We start from the raw sequence: 15939 nt of genomic DNA, 5'->3' as shown, positions 1-15939 counted from the left end.
TGTTTTGCACATCGATCATCCCTATTGCATCCTCCTTTATTCGAACCTTTCACTTATTTATAAATGCAAGATGTGTGCCAACATCCAAAACTCTTAAAATCTGCATAAAAATCACGCACTGGGACATACAACTGTAAAGAATCTATGCAGTTTTGCATAGATTATTAATTTACGCATACACTTAAAGCTGCTTGTTCTCAAAGTAAAAAAAACGCACTAGGTTTCCTAGTGCGGCGGCTGTTACGAAAAAGAAATAGCATCTGCATGCATTTCTTTTTCGCTCAATATTTTTTGATACTTTCTACTAACAGAAGACTGACTGATTCCCAGCACCTTTGCGGCTTTAGTGGTTGTTTTATGCTGCTTCATTGCTAAAAGAATCAACTGCTCTTCTACATGATCAAGTGCTTCTTGAAGCGGTATGACCCTTGTGATAATGGGTTTTGCCTTTTTAAAATCATATCCTGCAGTCAAAAATTGACTGACAAATTCAGCATCAAGAGTATCATCGTCAGCTGACACTACTAACCTCTCAATCATATTTTGTAATTCTCTTACATTTCCCGGCCATGAATGAAATTCAAGCAAATTAAGGGCATCCGAAGTAAAATGATAATGTTTATTATACTTTTCGTTAAGTTGCTGAAGAAAATGAAAAGCTAGTACTGAAATATCCTCTGGCCGTTCTCTCAACGCAGGTATATGGATTGGAATAACATTTAAGCGGTAAAATAAATCCTCGCGAAACACACCCTTCTCTACCATCTTTTCCAGCTTTTTATTCGTTGCAGCTATAATCTGAACATTTATTTTAATAGGCATAGTACTTCCAATCGGTATTACTTCCTGCTCTTGTAATACTCGAAGTAATTTTACTTGAAGGTGCAGGGGCATTTCACCAATTTCATCTAAAAATAAAATACCCTTATCTGCTTGTTTAAAATAACCATCCTTTCCATTCTTATCTGCTCCGGTAAATGCTCCCTTTATATACCCAAACAACTCACTCTCAAGAAGATTTTCTGGAATTGCACCGCAATTTAATTTCAAGAATGGTCCTGCAGATCTATTCCCTAATTGATGAATAGCTTGTGCAATAACTTCTTTTCCCACACCCGATTCACCATAAATGAGCACATTGGACGAAAAATCAGCAATTTTCTTAGCTTGATTTATAATTTGCTCCATTTTTGGGCTGGCATAAATCATTTTTTTTAAAATTCGGTCCTTATTTTTGAACGTATCCAACTCTTGCTTGTACTTTTCCGATATTTCTTTCATGGCTTTCAGCTCAGTTTTCAAACGCGCCGCTTCTGTAATATCCCTTGACGCTACAATGATACGATCAATACCCCCCTCTTCATTGAATACAGGATTTCCAACAGCCAAAATTTTACGCCCATTTTTCGTCTCTTGTACAATCGATACCTTTTTCTTTTTTTCCATCACTAATCTTGTGACAGATGGATTAAACAATCCTTTATCTTCAAGCTCTAATATATTCTTACCAATGAGCTCTTTCAAGTCCACATCCCAAAAACCTGGAATAACGCTGTCGCTAAAACGGATAAGTTCACCTTTATGATTGACGACAAGGATTTCGTCATAAATACTTGATAAAATAGCATTTAAGTCCTTATTTAAATCCTTAATATATTCTATTTCCATCGCCATTTCTTCCACCATCGGCAAATCTTGTACAACAATGGCGATTCCTTCAACTTGCTGTTCAAAGTTTGTAATAGGGCTGTAGTCAACTAACACTCCCATTTCATCTGTAATTTGCAGCTGATTTAAAATCGTTTTTCCCGTTGCAAAGACATTTTCAATATGCTTTGCATGAAAGATATTTGCAGCAGGAGTATTTATCACCTGCTCTCTCTCAGCCTTAATCATTTTTAACCCGGCATCGTTACAGTTGACTATTTTTTTTTCACGGTCTACAACAAACATCCCCATTGGAATGGAAGCTAAAATGACTTTCAATAAATCCAAGCTTTTATTCTCTTGTTTAAACAGCTCAGCCATTACATCTTCTCTTCGTATGTAACCACCTGATTCCCGTGTTTCATCTTTTATAATGGCAATGGGCTCCCCAATAATTTGGAATAGCGAAGGAAGAGAAATATGCTGACTTAACTGACATACATTATCTATAGGAACTGCTTTAGACAGCAGCTGGTGAGTACCCACCACTTCACTTCCAAACAGGGATTCTTTCAAGTTCACATATGCAAATAATTCATTTTCTTTTTTCAAAAAGATAAACGGCTCTTTGATTCCGCTTACATCTACCGTATGTTCTTCATTGACAGATACCGTAATAATGGGTCTAATCTTTTCGTTAGCAATGGAAAACATTGTGTCGCCCCCTTTAAAGTGTATTGTATCACTTTCGACAGAATTTTTTAATTAATTAAAAAATTATATTGATCCCTCGCACAGAAAAAGAAGATGAACAATTCATCTTCTTTTTCTTATTAATCACTTCCGCTCACAAATAGATCTTCTTTTACGTAAGCTAAAACCATTCCTGGAATCACTTTGTCTCCTTCTTGTACTTCTACAGATTGAATTTCACCGCTGCAGCTTGTACGGATAATTCTTTTGTCTCCGTAAGAGGTTTGAATTGAAAAGAGGGTTTCCCATTCATAAATTCTAGCCTCCTCATGAATAGCTACCTTTTCTATTGTTCCATGACAAGGACTTGTAATAATCTCATAATACAATGCCATTCATCCTTTCTTTTATCAAATTAGTATTGATCACTCAGTACTTTCGGTTGTAACACATCGTAAAAAAAATGTTTAATGTCATGTAGATCATCCTGCTCAATCCCAAGCTTTAGCGCCCAGTATTGATGTTCTTCAATATCTTCCGGGCATAAAAGTACCATTCTACCGCTTTGAATAGAGGTTACCATGGCTTTTCCAAAAAATTGCTCTGAATGGTTAATCACTAAATCATAGCGATGATTATTAGATACAATACAGTAATACTGAGTTATCTGCTTTTCTGTTTGTTCTAATAAAATATCTAATGTCATGCAATCTCCTCCTATCTTCACTTTATTTACATTTCTTCAGAATATAATATATGGGAAGGTTACACGTATCTTCTTGCTAATAGTTATCTTTGCTATACTTATATTAATAATCCATTAATCTAGCAAAAGCTCCCTATATGTTAAATGTCCTCAATTTACTTGCAACCTTATTCATTGACAACACCATATTCAATTAAAATCGAAGCCATCCACGCAAGCGGGCAGCTTCCGCAAGCTTACGAATTCCTTCAATATACGCCGCAACCTTCATGCTTACTCCGTAATTTTGAGATGTATGATAAACATTTAAAAAGCTAGATGTAATCTTCTCTTTTAGTCGCTCATCTACAAGCTCTTCACTCCAATAGAATCCTTGATTATTTTGACACCATTCAAAGTATGAAACGATCACACCTCCTGCATTTGCAAGAATATCTGGCACCACTACTATATCTCGCTCGTCTAGAATGGTAAGGGCTTCTTTTGTCGTGGGACCGTTCGCAGCCTCAATGACAATTTTACAGTTAAGACGACTAGCATTCTTTTTAGTAATAACTCCTCCAATTGCCGCCGGTATTAGTACATCACATTCTTTTTCTAACAGCTCTTGATTAGAAATGGTATTTGTAAATAAATTAGATACTACTCCAAAAGAATCTCTATTTTCCAGCAAGTAAGGAATATCCAATCCATCCGCATCGTAAATTCCTCCAAGAACATCAGATACTCCCACTACTTTGACTCCTAATTCATACAAATATTGAGCTAAATAGCTTCCTACATTTCCAAACCCTTGCACGATGACACTCATTTTCTCAATTGGAATATTTTTTAATTCACTCAGCATTTGCAGTGAATAGAGCACTCCTTTTGACGTAGCTGTTTCTCTTCCCTGTGATCCCCCCAGAACCAGCGGCTTGCCTGTAATAAAACCAGGAGAGTCAAATTCTCGAATATGATCGTATTCATCAAGCATCCATGCCATAATTTGAGAATTTGTATACATATCGGGAGCAGGGATATCTTTTGTTGGGCCTACAATTTGACTAACTGCCCTTACATATCCTCGGCTTAGCCTCTCTAGTTCCCCAAAGCTCATTGTTCGGGGATCACAAACAATGCCTCCTTTTGCCCCTCCATACGGCAAATCAGTGATACCGCATTTTAAGCTCATCCATCCTGCTAATGCTTTTACTTCGTCAGGCGTTACATCTGGATGAAATCGAATACCTCCTTTTGTCGGTCCTGTTGCATCATTATGCTGCGCACGATATCCTTGAAATACTTTTGTTTTGCCATTATCCATCTGAACAGGGATACTAACCTCGAGAAATCGCATAGGCTTCTTTAAAAATTCGAATACTTCATCTGGATAATGTAAAATTTCTACTGCCTCTTTTAATGTTGCTTGAAATTCCTCCAAGGGATTATCAACAACTGTATCTTCTTGCACTGAACGAATAGATTCTATGCTCACATTAACACCTCATTAAATGATTTTACTTATGTAATTAAGCAATATCTGTGCCAAGATTACTATTGTTGATTTTTCAGCTATTTCTAGCATCAGAATATACCTTCTTCTATGAATAGATGCATGATGTATTCAAGTTTGCATGTTTTTTAACAGAAACAAACTTAGTCTGGTCTACTTCTAAAACTTTATATTTTTTCGTGAATAACAAAAAATTGCCGGATATTTATCCGGCAATCTCTATAACTCTTGTACTTCGTCAAAATGAATTTGAGGAGGAGCAACACGGAACATATTTGTAATATACAATAAATATCCTGCTCCAATAAGCGCCCACACTAGTCCGAGAATAAGAGAATGGATATCCAAATTAATCCATAGTACCGCTACTATCGAGGCCCCAATAACAGGAGTGATAACATAATTAAAAAGGTCTTTTACAGTCTTATATCTCTTTTTCTTTCCAGCATAGTAAGCAACTACAGATAAGTTTACAAAAGTAAAAGCAATCAATGCTCCAAAGTTTATTAAAGACGTCGCAGTTCCCAAGTCAAGAAAAACAGCTGACAGACCGATAACTCCAACTAATAAGACATTATAAACTGGTGTTCTCCAACGCGGGTGTATGTAGCCAAACAGCTTTTCTGGAATGACGTTATCTCGTCCCATTACATACAGCAGGCGAGACACACTCGTATGAGAGGCTAATCCTGAAGCTAATGTTCCGGTAAATGTCCCTGCTAAAAAGAAGGCTTGAAATAATTTGCCTCCTACATATAAAGCAATTTCAGGCGAGGCTGCATCCGGATGCTTAAATCTCGATATATCTGGAAAGAAAGACTGCGTAAAATATGAGGTCGCAATAAATAGTATCCCCCCAAGAAGAGCCGTAAGAAAAATCGCTCGCGGGATAGTTTTAGTTGCATTTGGTGTTTCTTCAGAAAAGGTAGTAACTGCGTCAAATCCTAAAAAAGAAAAACATAGAACAGTTGCTCCAGCCACCAATGGTGAAATATGCATATCTACTTGAAAGAATGGTGCAATAGAAGCTACCTCTCCAGTCCCTTCTCCTTGAAGTAAGCCTTTTATTACAAGAACAATAAAAATGACGATTACCATCATCTGAAAAAGCACCAAAAACGTATTAAAGTTCGCAGTGACATTTACACTTACAATATTCACCAATGTAATCAGTGCAACAAACCCAATTACCCAAATCCAAGAAGGTACATTGGGAAACAAAGCAGAAAAATAGATTTTTGTTAATAAAGCATTAATCATAGGCAAAAATAAATAGTCTAATAATGCTGACCAACCGACTATAAAACCTATTTTTGAACCGATTGTTTTTTGCGTATATGTGTAAGCCGAACCTGCCATTGGGAACACCTTCACCATTTTTCCATAGCTTGCTGCTGTAAATAGCATTCCTGTCAATGCAATTAAATAAGAAGTCGGAACATGTCCACCAGTTTCTTCAGATACAATTCCAAACGTATCGAATACTACCATAGGTGTCATATATCCTAGACCAAGCATTACAATTGACCAAAGCCCTAACGACCTTTTCAAACGAACCGTTTGCCCCACGTATCATACCTCCATATGAAGACCTTTATAGAATAATACTTTTATCAGTTTATTTTCTCCTCGGTGGACCATGTTACAAAAGTAAGGAATTGTTTCAATATATTTACTATACCAAATTATTTTTAATATTTTTTAACTTCATAGAATATTCAGAATATAAAAAGTGTATTTCTTACATCTGTACTTCTTCTACCTTATATTTAGGAGGAACCGAACGAAATGTTTTTGTAATATACAGAAGGTAGCAAAACCCAAATACAGCCCACACAAGACCCATTATAAAAGAGCTAAATTCAAGGTTGATCCACAGCACAGCTACTGAACCTGCACCAAGTAATGGCATGATAAGATATTTAAAGAAATCTTTTACAGTTTTGTACTGCTTTTTTCGAATGACAAAGTGACTAATTACAGATAAATTAACAAAGGTAAAAGCAATCAAGGCACCAAAATTAATTAAAGAGGCTGCAGTTACTAAATCAAAAAAGATTGCTGATAGGGATACAGCCCCCACGAGAATAGCATTGAATGCAGGAGTTTTCCATTTTGGATGTACGTAACCAAACCATTTTTGAGGAAATACATTATCCCGCCCCATTACATACAACAAGCGAGATACACTTGCATGCGAAGCTAGTCCGGAAGCGAGGGTATTGATAAAAGTTGTACATAAGAAAATCGATTGAAATAACTTTCCACCGACATAAAGAGCAATTTCCGGCAAAGCTGCATCCGGTTCTTTAAACCGAGACATGTCAGGAAAAAATAGTTGAATAAAGAATGATGCTGAAATAAAAATAACTCCTCCCCAAAGCGCAGTAAGAAAAATAGCACGAGGAATTGTTTTCACTGCATTTGGTGTTTCTTCAGAAAGTGTAGTAACAGCATCAAACCCAAGAAATGAAAAACAAAGAACAGTGGCACCAGCTATCAATGCTGAAATTTGCATATTATCTGAAGCAAACGGCTGAAGCGTAAACACCTCTCCCGTCCCCTCTCCCTGTTGAAGCCCTTTGACTACTAAAATAACAAAAACAACCATAATCACAAGCTGTATAATAACGAATAATGTGTTAAAGTTTGCGAGTACATTTACACTTCGTAAATTAAGAAACGTTACAAGTGCGACAAAACCAATTACCCAAATCCAAGATGGCACTTCAGGAAACAGCGCGGAAAGGTAAATTTTTGTCAGTAACGCATTAATCATAGGTAAAAATAAGTAATCTAGTAATGAAGACCATCCAACCAGAAAACCAAGATGCGGATTGATCGCTTTTTGTGTGTACGTATAAGCTGACCCTGCAGTTGGGTACACCTTTACTAGCTTTCCATAGCTTGCAGCGGTAAACAGCATCCCCGCTAATGCAATGATATATGCTGTTGGAACATGTCCCTCTGTTATACCAGACACAATACCAAACGTATCAAATACAACCATCGGGGTCATATAGGCCAACCCCATCATGACAACTTGCCATAGCTTTAAAGATTTCTTCAACTGTACACCATTACTCACGTATCCTACCTCCTCGAATCATTCTTTAAATACTAAAAGAATCTGCTGACTAAGCCTCCTTTCTTTACGAAAACTTAACAATTCATAAATATATTCTTGCAATTTACGTGCCATCCACACAAAATGCGACAGAAGAATTATAAAAATATGACCTCTACTATATTTACCTTAAGGAGTGTATACTCAATTCATTTTTTAAAAATATAATTAAGTTTTATAAAACACATCCCCTTTATTTTAAAAATCGAGACGTAAGCTTCCATTCTCAATCAATTTGATATACGGCAATAGCAGCATAATTACAACATACGAATAAAAATTCACACATTCTCTGATTTTTTTATCATTAATATAAAGCTTTATATAAAAATGATAGGTTTCAAATAAAATAGAACATTATGCAAAACCGCATACGTTATTCTCTTTTTCATAATTTGAACTCAATTCTTATCAGTAAAATCAGCTATTCTGGCAATATATTTACTTGGCACATATCTTGCATTTTTAATAAGAAATATATAAAAAATGGAGGAATTAAATATGCAGTATCCGCTATCACCTGATGTAAAACCTGAATTTTGTACAACTGGTTCTTTTATGCGTTTACCATCTTCACGTGAAAATGCAAAGATAGCTATTGTAGGAATGCCATTTGATACGGCAGCATCCTTTCGTGTAGGTGCTCGATTCGCACCACAAGCAATCCGACAAGCATCGATGACACTATTTCCATACCATCCCATCCATAAGGTGTATCCTTTTGATGATTGCAACGCAATTGATATTGGAGATGTACCTGTTATTCCTCACAACATTCACCGAAGCTATGAATTAATTGAATGTGCGGTTCATGATTTAATGGCAAAAGGTATAACTCCAATTGGCCTAGGCGGCGATCATTCTGTAACACTTGCCAATCTTCGCGCAGCTGCAAAGGTATATGGTCCGGTGGCATTAATTCACTTCGACTCTCACACAGATACATGGGATACATACTATGAAGAAAAATATTGGCACGGATCGCCTTTTATCCGCGCCTACGAAGAAGGTCTTTTGCAATCAGATAAAGTATTCCAAATCGGAATTCGAGGCACATTGAATCATCCTGGTGATATTGATTCCAGTACAGAGCTAGGATATCACGTTATTACAACCCCTGAGCTGAAAGAACGAGGCATAGCTGATGTACTGCAGCAAGTAAGGCAAACAATTGGAGATACTCCTTGCTTCCTAAGCTTTGATATTGATTTTGTAGATCCTTCCTGTGCGCCGGGGACCGGTACGTTAGAGGTTGGCGGTTTAAACAGCTTCGAAACATTGCAAATGATCCGTTTATTAACAGATTTTAATTTTGTAGGATTTGATTTAGTAGAAGTTCTTCCTCCTTACGATCCAGCCCAAATTACATCATTATTAGCGGCAACTATTGTTCATGATTTCGCGAGCTTAGTAGCATTAAAAGTAAATCAAGAAAAATAAAAAGTAAAATGCCTTCCTTTTGAAAAAGGAAGGCATTTTACTAGTAGGCTAATCCAATAGATTCTTTTATATATTCCTGCTTACTCAATGCATAAAGTAAAAAATGAGCGACGTCAGCACGAGCAATTTGTCTTCCTCTTTTTGGTACACCTTCTTGTGTAATACGATACTGACCTGTAACAGGCTTATCAATTAGCCCCATAGGCCGCGCGATAGTCCATGCTAATTCACTTTGCTCTAGCAAGTTTACTGCATGGCGGTGGTCTGCCAGTACATTCTTTAAAAACCGCTGTGCTAACCATCCGACAATTCCTGAAATCTCTTTATAGATTCCAGCTGATGCTACATACAAAACACGCTCTACATTATGCTGTTTCATCCCTGCCACAATATTTGCCGTCATTTCTTCTAATTCAGTTGTGGGCCCTAGTCCTTGCCCCCCAAGACAAGAAATCACTGCATCATGTGAACTAATCGCCTTCACGACTGATTCTTGATTTAAAGCATCTCCTTGCACTACTTTCAAATTCTCATGAATAATTCCCAATTTTGAAGGCGTACGCACAAATGCGGTAACAATATATCCCATATCTAATGCCTGCTGCACAAACTGTTTTCCTGTCCTTCCCGCTGCTCCGAAGACAATGATTTTCATACCTTTCATCCTCTCTATATTTTTGTATTAAAAATATATTCTCAACCCTTAAATTGTATATATTTATAAAATCCCCCAATCTATAAAGAACGGGGGACATCAAACTTATTTAATTAACTCTGACTGTAAGTACAGCCATAATAAATTGGCTGTATGCTTTAACGAACTGATATGGGTACGTTCAAACGCATGAGACGATTCAATTCCCGGTCCAACTAGACCGTGTATAATATCATAGCCTGCTCGAATTGCAGCAGAAGCATCAGAACCATAGTATGGATAAATATCCACACGATAATCAATATCGTTCCTTTTACATAGTTCTACTAAATGCTGTCGAAGCTTATAATGATACGGGCCGCTTGAATCCTTCGCACAAATTGATACACTATACTCATCTGTCGCTTGCCCGTCTCCCATCGCTCCCATATCTACAGCAATATATTCCATAGTTTCTTGAGGAATATTAGAATTACCTCCGTATCCAATTTCCTCATTATTTGAGATAAGGAAATGTGTTGTGTATGGAAGTGTAATGTTTTGCTGTTTTATTAGCTTGATAAGATGCATTAATATACCTACACTTGCTTTATCATCTAAATGTCTGGATTTGATAAATCCGCTTTCTGTTACTTCTACTCTTGGCTCGAATGAGACGAAATCTCCAACAGAAACACCTAATTTTTCTGTATCTGCTTTTGATTTCACAATCTCGTCGATTCTTACCTCGATATTATCTTCATCACGTTTTATTTCACCCATATTTTTATAAACATGGATAGATGTTTGATGAATAAGAATAGTTCCTGTATAGGTTTTACCATCAGCCGTATGAATTTTACAGTATTCCCCTTCAACTGAATTCCAGCGGAACCCTCCCACCATAGTTAACTTTAAACGGCCGCTTCCTTTAATTTCTTTTACCATCGCCCCTAAAGTATCTACATGAGCTGTTAACAATCGATGTTTGCTGTCATCTTTTCCTTTGATTGTAGCCAAAAGAGCCCCTTTATTTGTTCGCTGAAAAGATATACCGTTCTCTTCCATAAACGTAGCAACATGTGACATTACCTCTTCTGTATAACCAGAAGGGCTTGGAATAGAGACAAGCTCTTTTATGTACTGTACAATTTCTTCTTCTCGAATGAATGAACCCATTTTCTCCGCTCCTGCCTTAAAGTAATCAAACTTTTTATTTTTACTTATCGTATCCTATATTACAAGTTCTTTAATATAGTATCATACCTGCTGTAAAACAGCAGAAGTTTTTGGCCTAAGAAAGTGTTAAACAAACATGAGAGAACCTTAAAAAGAAAGGACAAACGAATGTTTGTCCTTTCTTACATATAAAGATCAAATTTTCATCCTATTTGATCATGTACCCTATTGAATTCATTATTAATACTTTCTAGTTGTCTGAACACTTCTATTTGCTGCTCAGGAGACAGTTGTTTAATGCTTTCCTTATCAAAGGATAAGACAACTGACAACATATCTGTTAAATAACGATTATCTACAAACTCTTCTCTCATCTCCATACACTCCTATGCACACTCTTTCTCCATAGAATTTCCATATTAGAGAGCCTTCATACAACCAAATCTTGAAATTTTTTATTACTTTATTCCAAATATGTTACAAAGAAGGAGTTTTCTATAGAAGATGCCGAATAATATATGTACCATGAAATTACTTGCTTTTCCTCTTTTAGACAGGTGCTGATAAACAGCAACACTCTTTATAATATCCCTTTCTAATAGAATAGATCGTATAACAAGGAGTGATAAAAAATGAACTTTGAAATTTTATTAGAGGAGCAAGAAAAACAAAATATTTATTATTACTGTATTGCAACAAATAATCATCGCTATGATTTAACCGTAATTTATTCAGCAAAGTTTTTAGGGAAGGCTATGGTCATTTCTATTCAAAGCGAACGTATGGTACTGCTTTGTCAAGAAGATATTGCGAATACGAGCTACTGGGCACCTAAACTTGATATTAAACCTGAGGATGTGCCTGACATAGAACATTTTCTGCACGGACGGTTAGAGCAGAAACTTTTCACCGATCAGTATTAAATTAGCTATTAATTTAATATTTCTTTATAAAAATAGCCAGTTCCTTTACATAAGGGCTGGCTATTTTATGTTATATTTTCTCCTTTACATATGACATGTGCAGTTTATAATATAACAAGCAGGTTTATAGTGAAGCCATGCACTAATAAAGCATTGTATTTAAAGGAGATAAATTTATGATGAAATCATTAAGGCTATTGATCCTCTTAACATTGACTATGACATTGTCAACAGGATGCTCAGTCAATTACCACAACGAGAAGGATTCAATCTCCGCACCTGTACAAGTTAGTCAAAGCAATACACAACAAGCTATATCCTTAGATAGTCAGTCTAAAGAAAATTCATCAAACCAGTATTATACAGGAATCCCCCGTGGAAAAGTGTTACCTGCTGTTATCGTTAGAGTTGTTGACGGCGATACAATGCATATTAACTTGAATGGAAAAGAGGAAACAATTCGGTTGTTACTAGTAGATACTCCAGAAACCAAACACCCTTCTAAGCCTGTCCAACCATTTGGCCCAGAAGCCTCTAATTTGGCAAAACAGACTTTAACACCAGGAACAAAAGTAGAAATCGAACTGGATAGCAGTGAAAGAGATAAATACGGACGTTTACTTTGTTATCTATATGTTGAGGGGAAAATGTTTAACGAATTGTTGTTGGAAAAAGGATTAGCTCGTGTTGCTTATGTATACGTCCCCAATACCCGTTACGTTGATCAATTTTACAGTATACAACAACAAGCCCAAACGAGAAAAAAAGGAATATGGTCTATTGAAAATTATGCGACTGAGAATGGATTCAATCCAGAGGCAGCGCAGAATTCTTCATCAAGTCCTTCTGTACCGTCTAGTGAGTGTAACATAAAAGGGAATATTTCCAGCAAAGGGGAAAAGATTTATCATATGCCCAATCAGCAATTTTACAATATAACAAAGCCAGAAGAGATGTTCTGCTCACGTGCAGAGGCGGAAGCTGCAGGTTATCGTCCTAGCATGAAATAAAATGTCACTCTTATTAGTACTGGCTTTCTCCTTGCTCTATGGATAAATAATGAATCTCATTATATTTTACAAATAGCTTCCCCATTTCTTGCCTTCAATGTTGAAATGGGGGCTATCTATCAAATAAGGCTACTATCTGCTTACTCTGATAGTAGCTTTAGCTTAATATTAACGCCTACAAATCATATACAAACGATTTATTCGGGTCCTTCATCAAAAACCTATACTAACGTGGATGTTCTCAACTTCTTCTTAACTATTTTCTGTCGGTTGCACCTAATCTTATTTATCAGATCTAGTCATCACCGCCGCCCGTAAAATCATCTGAACCTCCGAAATCCTGATCATTACTTTCAAAATTATCTTGATTGTCATCATCCCAATCATCATTCATATACGAATCCTGCTCGGTTAACTCTTCCTCTAAATCGTTAATCTCGTGTTCCTGAATAATGTTTTGATCCATCAGCTCTTGAATCGCTTGATGATCTCCCAACTGTTGAAAATAACTATATTGATCTAAATCAATTCTCCCTTGATCCAAAAGATATGTTAGTATAACTCCAGTCATAGCTCCCCCAGCAACTGCTCCAAACTTCCCAAACCCTCCAACACTAGGTAAGGACTTATTATATCCTCTTGATTCATATCTGTGGTTATAATAAGGACGATTTCGATTAGTAAGGGGACGGATAATAAGAAAATGTACCAATAGAATGACAATAATGATGGCAAAAAAACTCATTTGGCATTACCTCCTTTCAAAAATATTTCTGCTTAGTGTAATTTTATGTATTATTTTAATACTAATAAAACAGCTAAGAACCCTTTTATTTCTGACATTTGTAATTATTCTATGAAAACTATCGTCAATATAGTTGTCATATCTCGTAAATTCGGTGATAATAGAAATTATTTAAATAAAAATCATATACTCTTATTTTGCTGCAATTCTTAACGTGAATTGCAAAATCATCTATACTTATGTTATATGATAAATAATGATTTTTGAATAAGAAAGGAATTGAAGCAAGTGGAATCTAACCATTCTAATTTTATTAGAAACATTGTGAAGGAAGATTTAGAAACAGGTAAACGTGATTACGTAATTACTCGCTTTCCTCCAGAGCCAAATGGATATTTACATATCGGCCATGCCAAATCCATCGTATTAAATTTTGAGTTAGCTGATGAGTTTAAGGGAAAAACGAATTTACGTTTTGATGACACAAATCCTTTAAAAGAAGATATTGAATACGTCAACTCCATTAAAGAAGATGTAAAATGGCTGGGATATGATTGGGACGGTTTATTCTTTGCTTCCGACTATTTCGAGGAAATGTACGAGCGAGCAGTCTTATTAATTAACAAAGGACTAGCATATGTAGACGATCTATCCGCAGATGAAATTCGTGAATACCGTGGAACTTTGACAGCACCAGGAAAAGAAAGCCCTTATCGTAATCGCTCTGTAGAAGAAAACCTTGACTTGTTTGAACGTATGCGTAACGGTGAATTTGAAAATGGCCAAAAAGTATTGCGCGCTAAAATCGATATGTCATCTCCAAACATTAACTTACGAGATCCTGTAGTCTACCGAATTGCCCATGCAACTCATCATAATACGGGAGATAAATGGTGCATTTATCCTATGTATGCTTTTGCTCATCCAATTGAGGATGCGATTGAAGATGTTACACATTCCATTTGTACGTTAGAATTTGAAGATCAACGTCCGTTATATGATTGGATCATCGAACAATGTGAAATGGAAAGCAAGCCTCAACAAATTGAGTTCGGTCGTTTAAATGTAACAAATACTGTTATGAGTAAGCGGAAATTGAAGCAATTAGTGGATGAAGGGCTTGTAGATGGTTGGGACGATCCTCGTATGCCCACTATTTCAGGGTTAAGAAGGAAGGGATATACACCTGAGTCTATTCGTTCATTTTGCCGTGAAATCGGGGTAGCCAAAACAACAGGTGTCGTGGATTCTCAAATGCTTGAGCATTTTGTCAGAGAAGACTTAAAATTAAAAGTACCTCGTACAATGGGTGTCGTTAAACCTCTAAAAGTTGTGATTACAAATTATCCTGAAGACCAAGTAGAAATGCTAGATGCGGAAATCAACCCAGAGAATCCGGAAATGGGAGTAAGACAAATTCCATTCTCAAAGGAAATTTATATTGAACAAGATGACTTTATGGAAAACCCACCAAAAAAATATTTCCGTTTGTTCCCTGGTAACGAGGTGCGCTTAAAACATGCTTACTTCATTAAATGTGAAGAAGTCATTAAGGATGAAAACGGCAATGTAATTGAGCTTCATTGCACATATGATCCAGAAACAAAAAGCGGTACAGGCTTTACAGGACGTAAAGTAAAAGGAACTATTCACTGGGTAGATGCAAAGCATGCAGTACCAGCAGAATTCCGTTTATATGAACCACTTATTTTAGATGAAGAGATTGAAGAGGAAGGAAAAACTTTTCTCGATCAAGTAAATCCAAATTCTTTAGAAATCTTACAAGGATTTGTTGAACCTAATATGAAAGAAGTACAGCCTCAGGATAAGTTTCAATTCTTCAGACATGGCTATTTTAATGTTGATTCTAAATTTACAACACAAGACAACATTGTCTTTAACCGTATCGTTTCACTAAAGAGCTCTTTTAAATTATAAACAAATAAAGACCTAAGATTAACCATGTCTTAGGTCTTTATTTGTTTACCCTGATATGTGAGTATTTGTTTACAACACAAAAAAACCAGTCGATTTGACTGGTTTTTGCTCGCCTAGCGACGTCCTACTCTCACAGGGACAAGGTCCCAACTACCATCGGCGCTGAAGAGCTTAACTTCCGTGTTCGGAATGGGAACGGGTGTGACCTCTTCGCCATCATCACTAGACCTATTAGAGAAAACTTCGTTCTCTCAAAACTAGATAACGTCATCATCTTGGTTAAGTCCTCGATCGATTAGTATCCGTCAGCTCCATACGTCGCCGCACTTCCACCTCGGACCTATCAACCTGATCATCTTTCAGGGATCTTACTAGCTTGACGCTATGGGAAATCTCATCTTG

General features: G+C 36.4%; 14 protein-coding genes and 2 rRNA genes. 4 read left to right on the top strand and 12 right to left on the bottom strand.

What is annotated here, in order from left to right:
• Window positions 1–240: 240 nt before the first annotated feature.
• The 6 genes from J7Q84_RS15900 to J7Q84_RS15875 form a co-directional block, all read right to left on the bottom strand.
• Window positions 241–2361, bottom strand: coding sequence for a sigma 54-interacting transcriptional regulator (locus J7Q84_RS15900; RefSeq protein ID WP_209095902.1), 2121 nt, complete (start codon window positions 2359–2361; stop codon window positions 241–243).
• A 119-nt stretch (window positions 2362–2480) separates the two neighbouring features.
• Window positions 2481–2729, bottom strand: coding sequence for a biotin/lipoyl attachment domain-containing protein (locus tag J7Q84_RS15895; protein WP_209095894.1), 249 nt, complete (start codon window positions 2727–2729; stop codon window positions 2481–2483).
• A 26-nt stretch (window positions 2730–2755) separates the two neighbouring features.
• Window positions 2756–3046, bottom strand: a complete 291-nt coding sequence (locus tag J7Q84_RS15890) for an SAV0927 family protein (protein WP_209095892.1) — start codon at window positions 3044–3046, stop codon at window positions 2756–2758.
• A gap of 193 nt (window positions 3047–3239) precedes the next feature.
• Complete coding sequence (locus J7Q84_RS15885; protein ID WP_348519868.1) at window positions 3240–4517, bottom strand: Glu/Leu/Phe/Val family dehydrogenase; 1278 nt, start codon at window positions 4515–4517, stop codon at window positions 3240–3242.
• A gap of 243 nt (window positions 4518–4760) precedes the next feature.
• A complete protein-coding gene (locus J7Q84_RS15880; protein ID WP_209095888.1) occupies window positions 4761–6110 on the bottom strand; it encodes an APC family permease in 1350 nt (449 codons plus the stop codon).
• A 172-nt stretch (window positions 6111–6282) separates the two neighbouring features.
• Entirely contained in the window at window positions 6283–7629 is a 1347-nt protein-coding gene (locus tag J7Q84_RS15875; protein ID WP_209095886.1) for an APC family permease, read from the bottom strand.
• A gap of 540 nt (window positions 7630–8169) precedes the next feature.
• Between J7Q84_RS15875 and speB the strand changes: the two genes are divergently transcribed.
• On the top strand, window positions 8170–9108 hold the full coding sequence (gene speB, locus J7Q84_RS15870) for an agmatinase (RefSeq protein ID WP_209095884.1): 939 nt from the start codon (window positions 8170–8172) through the stop codon (window positions 9106–9108).
• Between the two features lie 40 nt (window positions 9109–9148).
• On the opposite strand, the gene J7Q84_RS15865 is transcribed toward speB, so the two are convergent.
• The 3 genes from J7Q84_RS15865 to J7Q84_RS15855 all read right to left on the bottom strand — a co-directional run bounded on the left by J7Q84_RS15865 (window position 9149) and on the right by J7Q84_RS15855 (window position 11295).
• Complete coding sequence (locus J7Q84_RS15865; protein ID WP_209095882.1) at window positions 9149–9763, bottom strand: NAD(P)-dependent oxidoreductase; 615 nt, start codon at window positions 9761–9763, stop codon at window positions 9149–9151.
• Window positions 9764–9868: 105 nt separating this feature from the next.
• A complete protein-coding gene (locus tag J7Q84_RS15860; RefSeq protein ID WP_209095880.1) occupies window positions 9869–10921 on the bottom strand; it encodes a M42 family metallopeptidase in 1053 nt (350 codons plus the stop codon).
• Window positions 10922–11124: 203 nt separating this feature from the next.
• Window positions 11125–11295 (bottom strand): hypothetical protein, encoded by a 171-nt coding sequence (locus tag J7Q84_RS15855; RefSeq protein WP_209095878.1) that lies wholly within the window; start codon window positions 11293–11295, stop codon window positions 11125–11127.
• A gap of 258 nt (window positions 11296–11553) precedes the next feature.
• On the opposite strand from J7Q84_RS15855, the gene J7Q84_RS15850 reads away from it, so the two are divergent.
• Together J7Q84_RS15850 and J7Q84_RS15845 are read left to right on the top strand one after the other, a co-directional pair.
• Complete coding sequence (locus J7Q84_RS15850; protein WP_209095876.1) at window positions 11554–11844, top strand: SAV0927 family protein; 291 nt, start codon at window positions 11554–11556, stop codon at window positions 11842–11844.
• A 176-nt stretch (window positions 11845–12020) separates the two neighbouring features.
• Window positions 12021–12854: a thermonuclease family protein gene (locus J7Q84_RS15845; RefSeq protein WP_247739317.1), complete on the top strand. Its 834-nt coding sequence runs from the start codon at window positions 12021–12023 to the stop codon at window positions 12852–12854.
• Between the two features lie 295 nt (window positions 12855–13149).
• On the opposite strand, the gene J7Q84_RS15840 is transcribed toward J7Q84_RS15845, so the two are convergent.
• The gene (locus J7Q84_RS15840) at window positions 13150–13599 is read right to left on the bottom strand and encodes a hypothetical protein (RefSeq protein ID WP_209095874.1); all 450 of its coding nucleotides are present in this window, start codon (window positions 13597–13599) and stop codon (window positions 13150–13152) included.
• 288 nt (window positions 13600–13887) lie between these two features.
• Here J7Q84_RS15840 and J7Q84_RS15835 point away from each other — a divergent pair, with 288 nt between their 5' ends.
• The gene (locus J7Q84_RS15835; RefSeq protein WP_209095872.1) at window positions 13888–15537 is read left to right on the top strand and encodes a glutamine--tRNA ligase/YqeY domain fusion protein; all 1650 of its coding nucleotides are present in this window, start codon (window positions 13888–13890) and stop codon (window positions 15535–15537) included.
• A 111-nt stretch (window positions 15538–15648) separates the two neighbouring features.
• Here the strand turns inward: J7Q84_RS15835 and rrf are convergent.
• Together rrf and J7Q84_RS15825 are read right to left on the bottom strand one after the other, a co-directional pair.
• Window positions 15649–15764, bottom strand: a 5S ribosomal RNA gene (gene rrf / locus J7Q84_RS15830).
• 48 nt (window positions 15765–15812) lie between these two features.
• Window positions 15813–15939: ribosomal RNA gene (locus J7Q84_RS15825) — 23S ribosomal RNA — on the bottom strand; the annotation flags it as partial.

The sequence above is a fragment of the Bacillus sp. 165 genome (assembly GCF_017742235.1).
In the GTDB taxonomy this organism is placed as follows: domain Bacteria; phylum Bacillota; class Bacilli; order Bacillales; family Bacillaceae_G; genus JAGHKQ01.
Note: the sequence above shows the minus strand (reverse complement) of the source record. Positions and strands in the feature narration are given on the sequence as shown.

What these genes read in the sequence shown, in the direction of transcription:
- J7Q84_RS15840 (WP_209095874.1), bottom strand. Translation starts at nt 13,599, where the DNA reads ATGAGTTTTTTTGCCATCATTATTGTCATTCTATTGGTACATTTTCTT.
- J7Q84_RS15850 (WP_209095876.1), top strand. Translation starts at nt 11,554, where the DNA reads ATGAACTTTGAAATTTTATTAGAGGAGCAAGAAAAACAAAATATTTAT.
- J7Q84_RS15855 (WP_209095878.1), bottom strand. Translation starts at nt 11,295, where the DNA reads ATGAGAGAAGAGTTTGTAGATAATCGTTATTTAACAGATATGTTGTCA.
- J7Q84_RS15845 (WP_247739317.1), top strand. Translation starts at nt 12,021, where the DNA reads ATGATGAAATCATTAAGGCTATTGATCCTCTTAACATTGACTATGACA.
- J7Q84_RS15860 (WP_209095880.1), bottom strand. Translation starts at nt 10,921, where the DNA reads ATGGGTTCATTCATTCGAGAAGAAGAAATTGTACAGTACATAAAAGAG.
- J7Q84_RS15900 (WP_209095902.1), bottom strand. Translation starts at nt 2,361, where the DNA reads ATGTTTTCCATTGCTAACGAAAAGATTAGACCCATTATTACGGTATCT.
- speB (WP_209095884.1), top strand. Translation starts at nt 8,170, where the DNA reads ATGCAGTATCCGCTATCACCTGATGTAAAACCTGAATTTTGTACAACT.
- J7Q84_RS15890 (WP_209095892.1), bottom strand. Translation starts at nt 3,046, where the DNA reads ATGACATTAGATATTTTATTAGAACAAACAGAAAAGCAGATAACTCAG.
- J7Q84_RS15865 (WP_209095882.1), bottom strand. Translation starts at nt 9,763, where the DNA reads ATGAAAATCATTGTCTTCGGAGCAGCGGGAAGGACAGGAAAACAGTTT.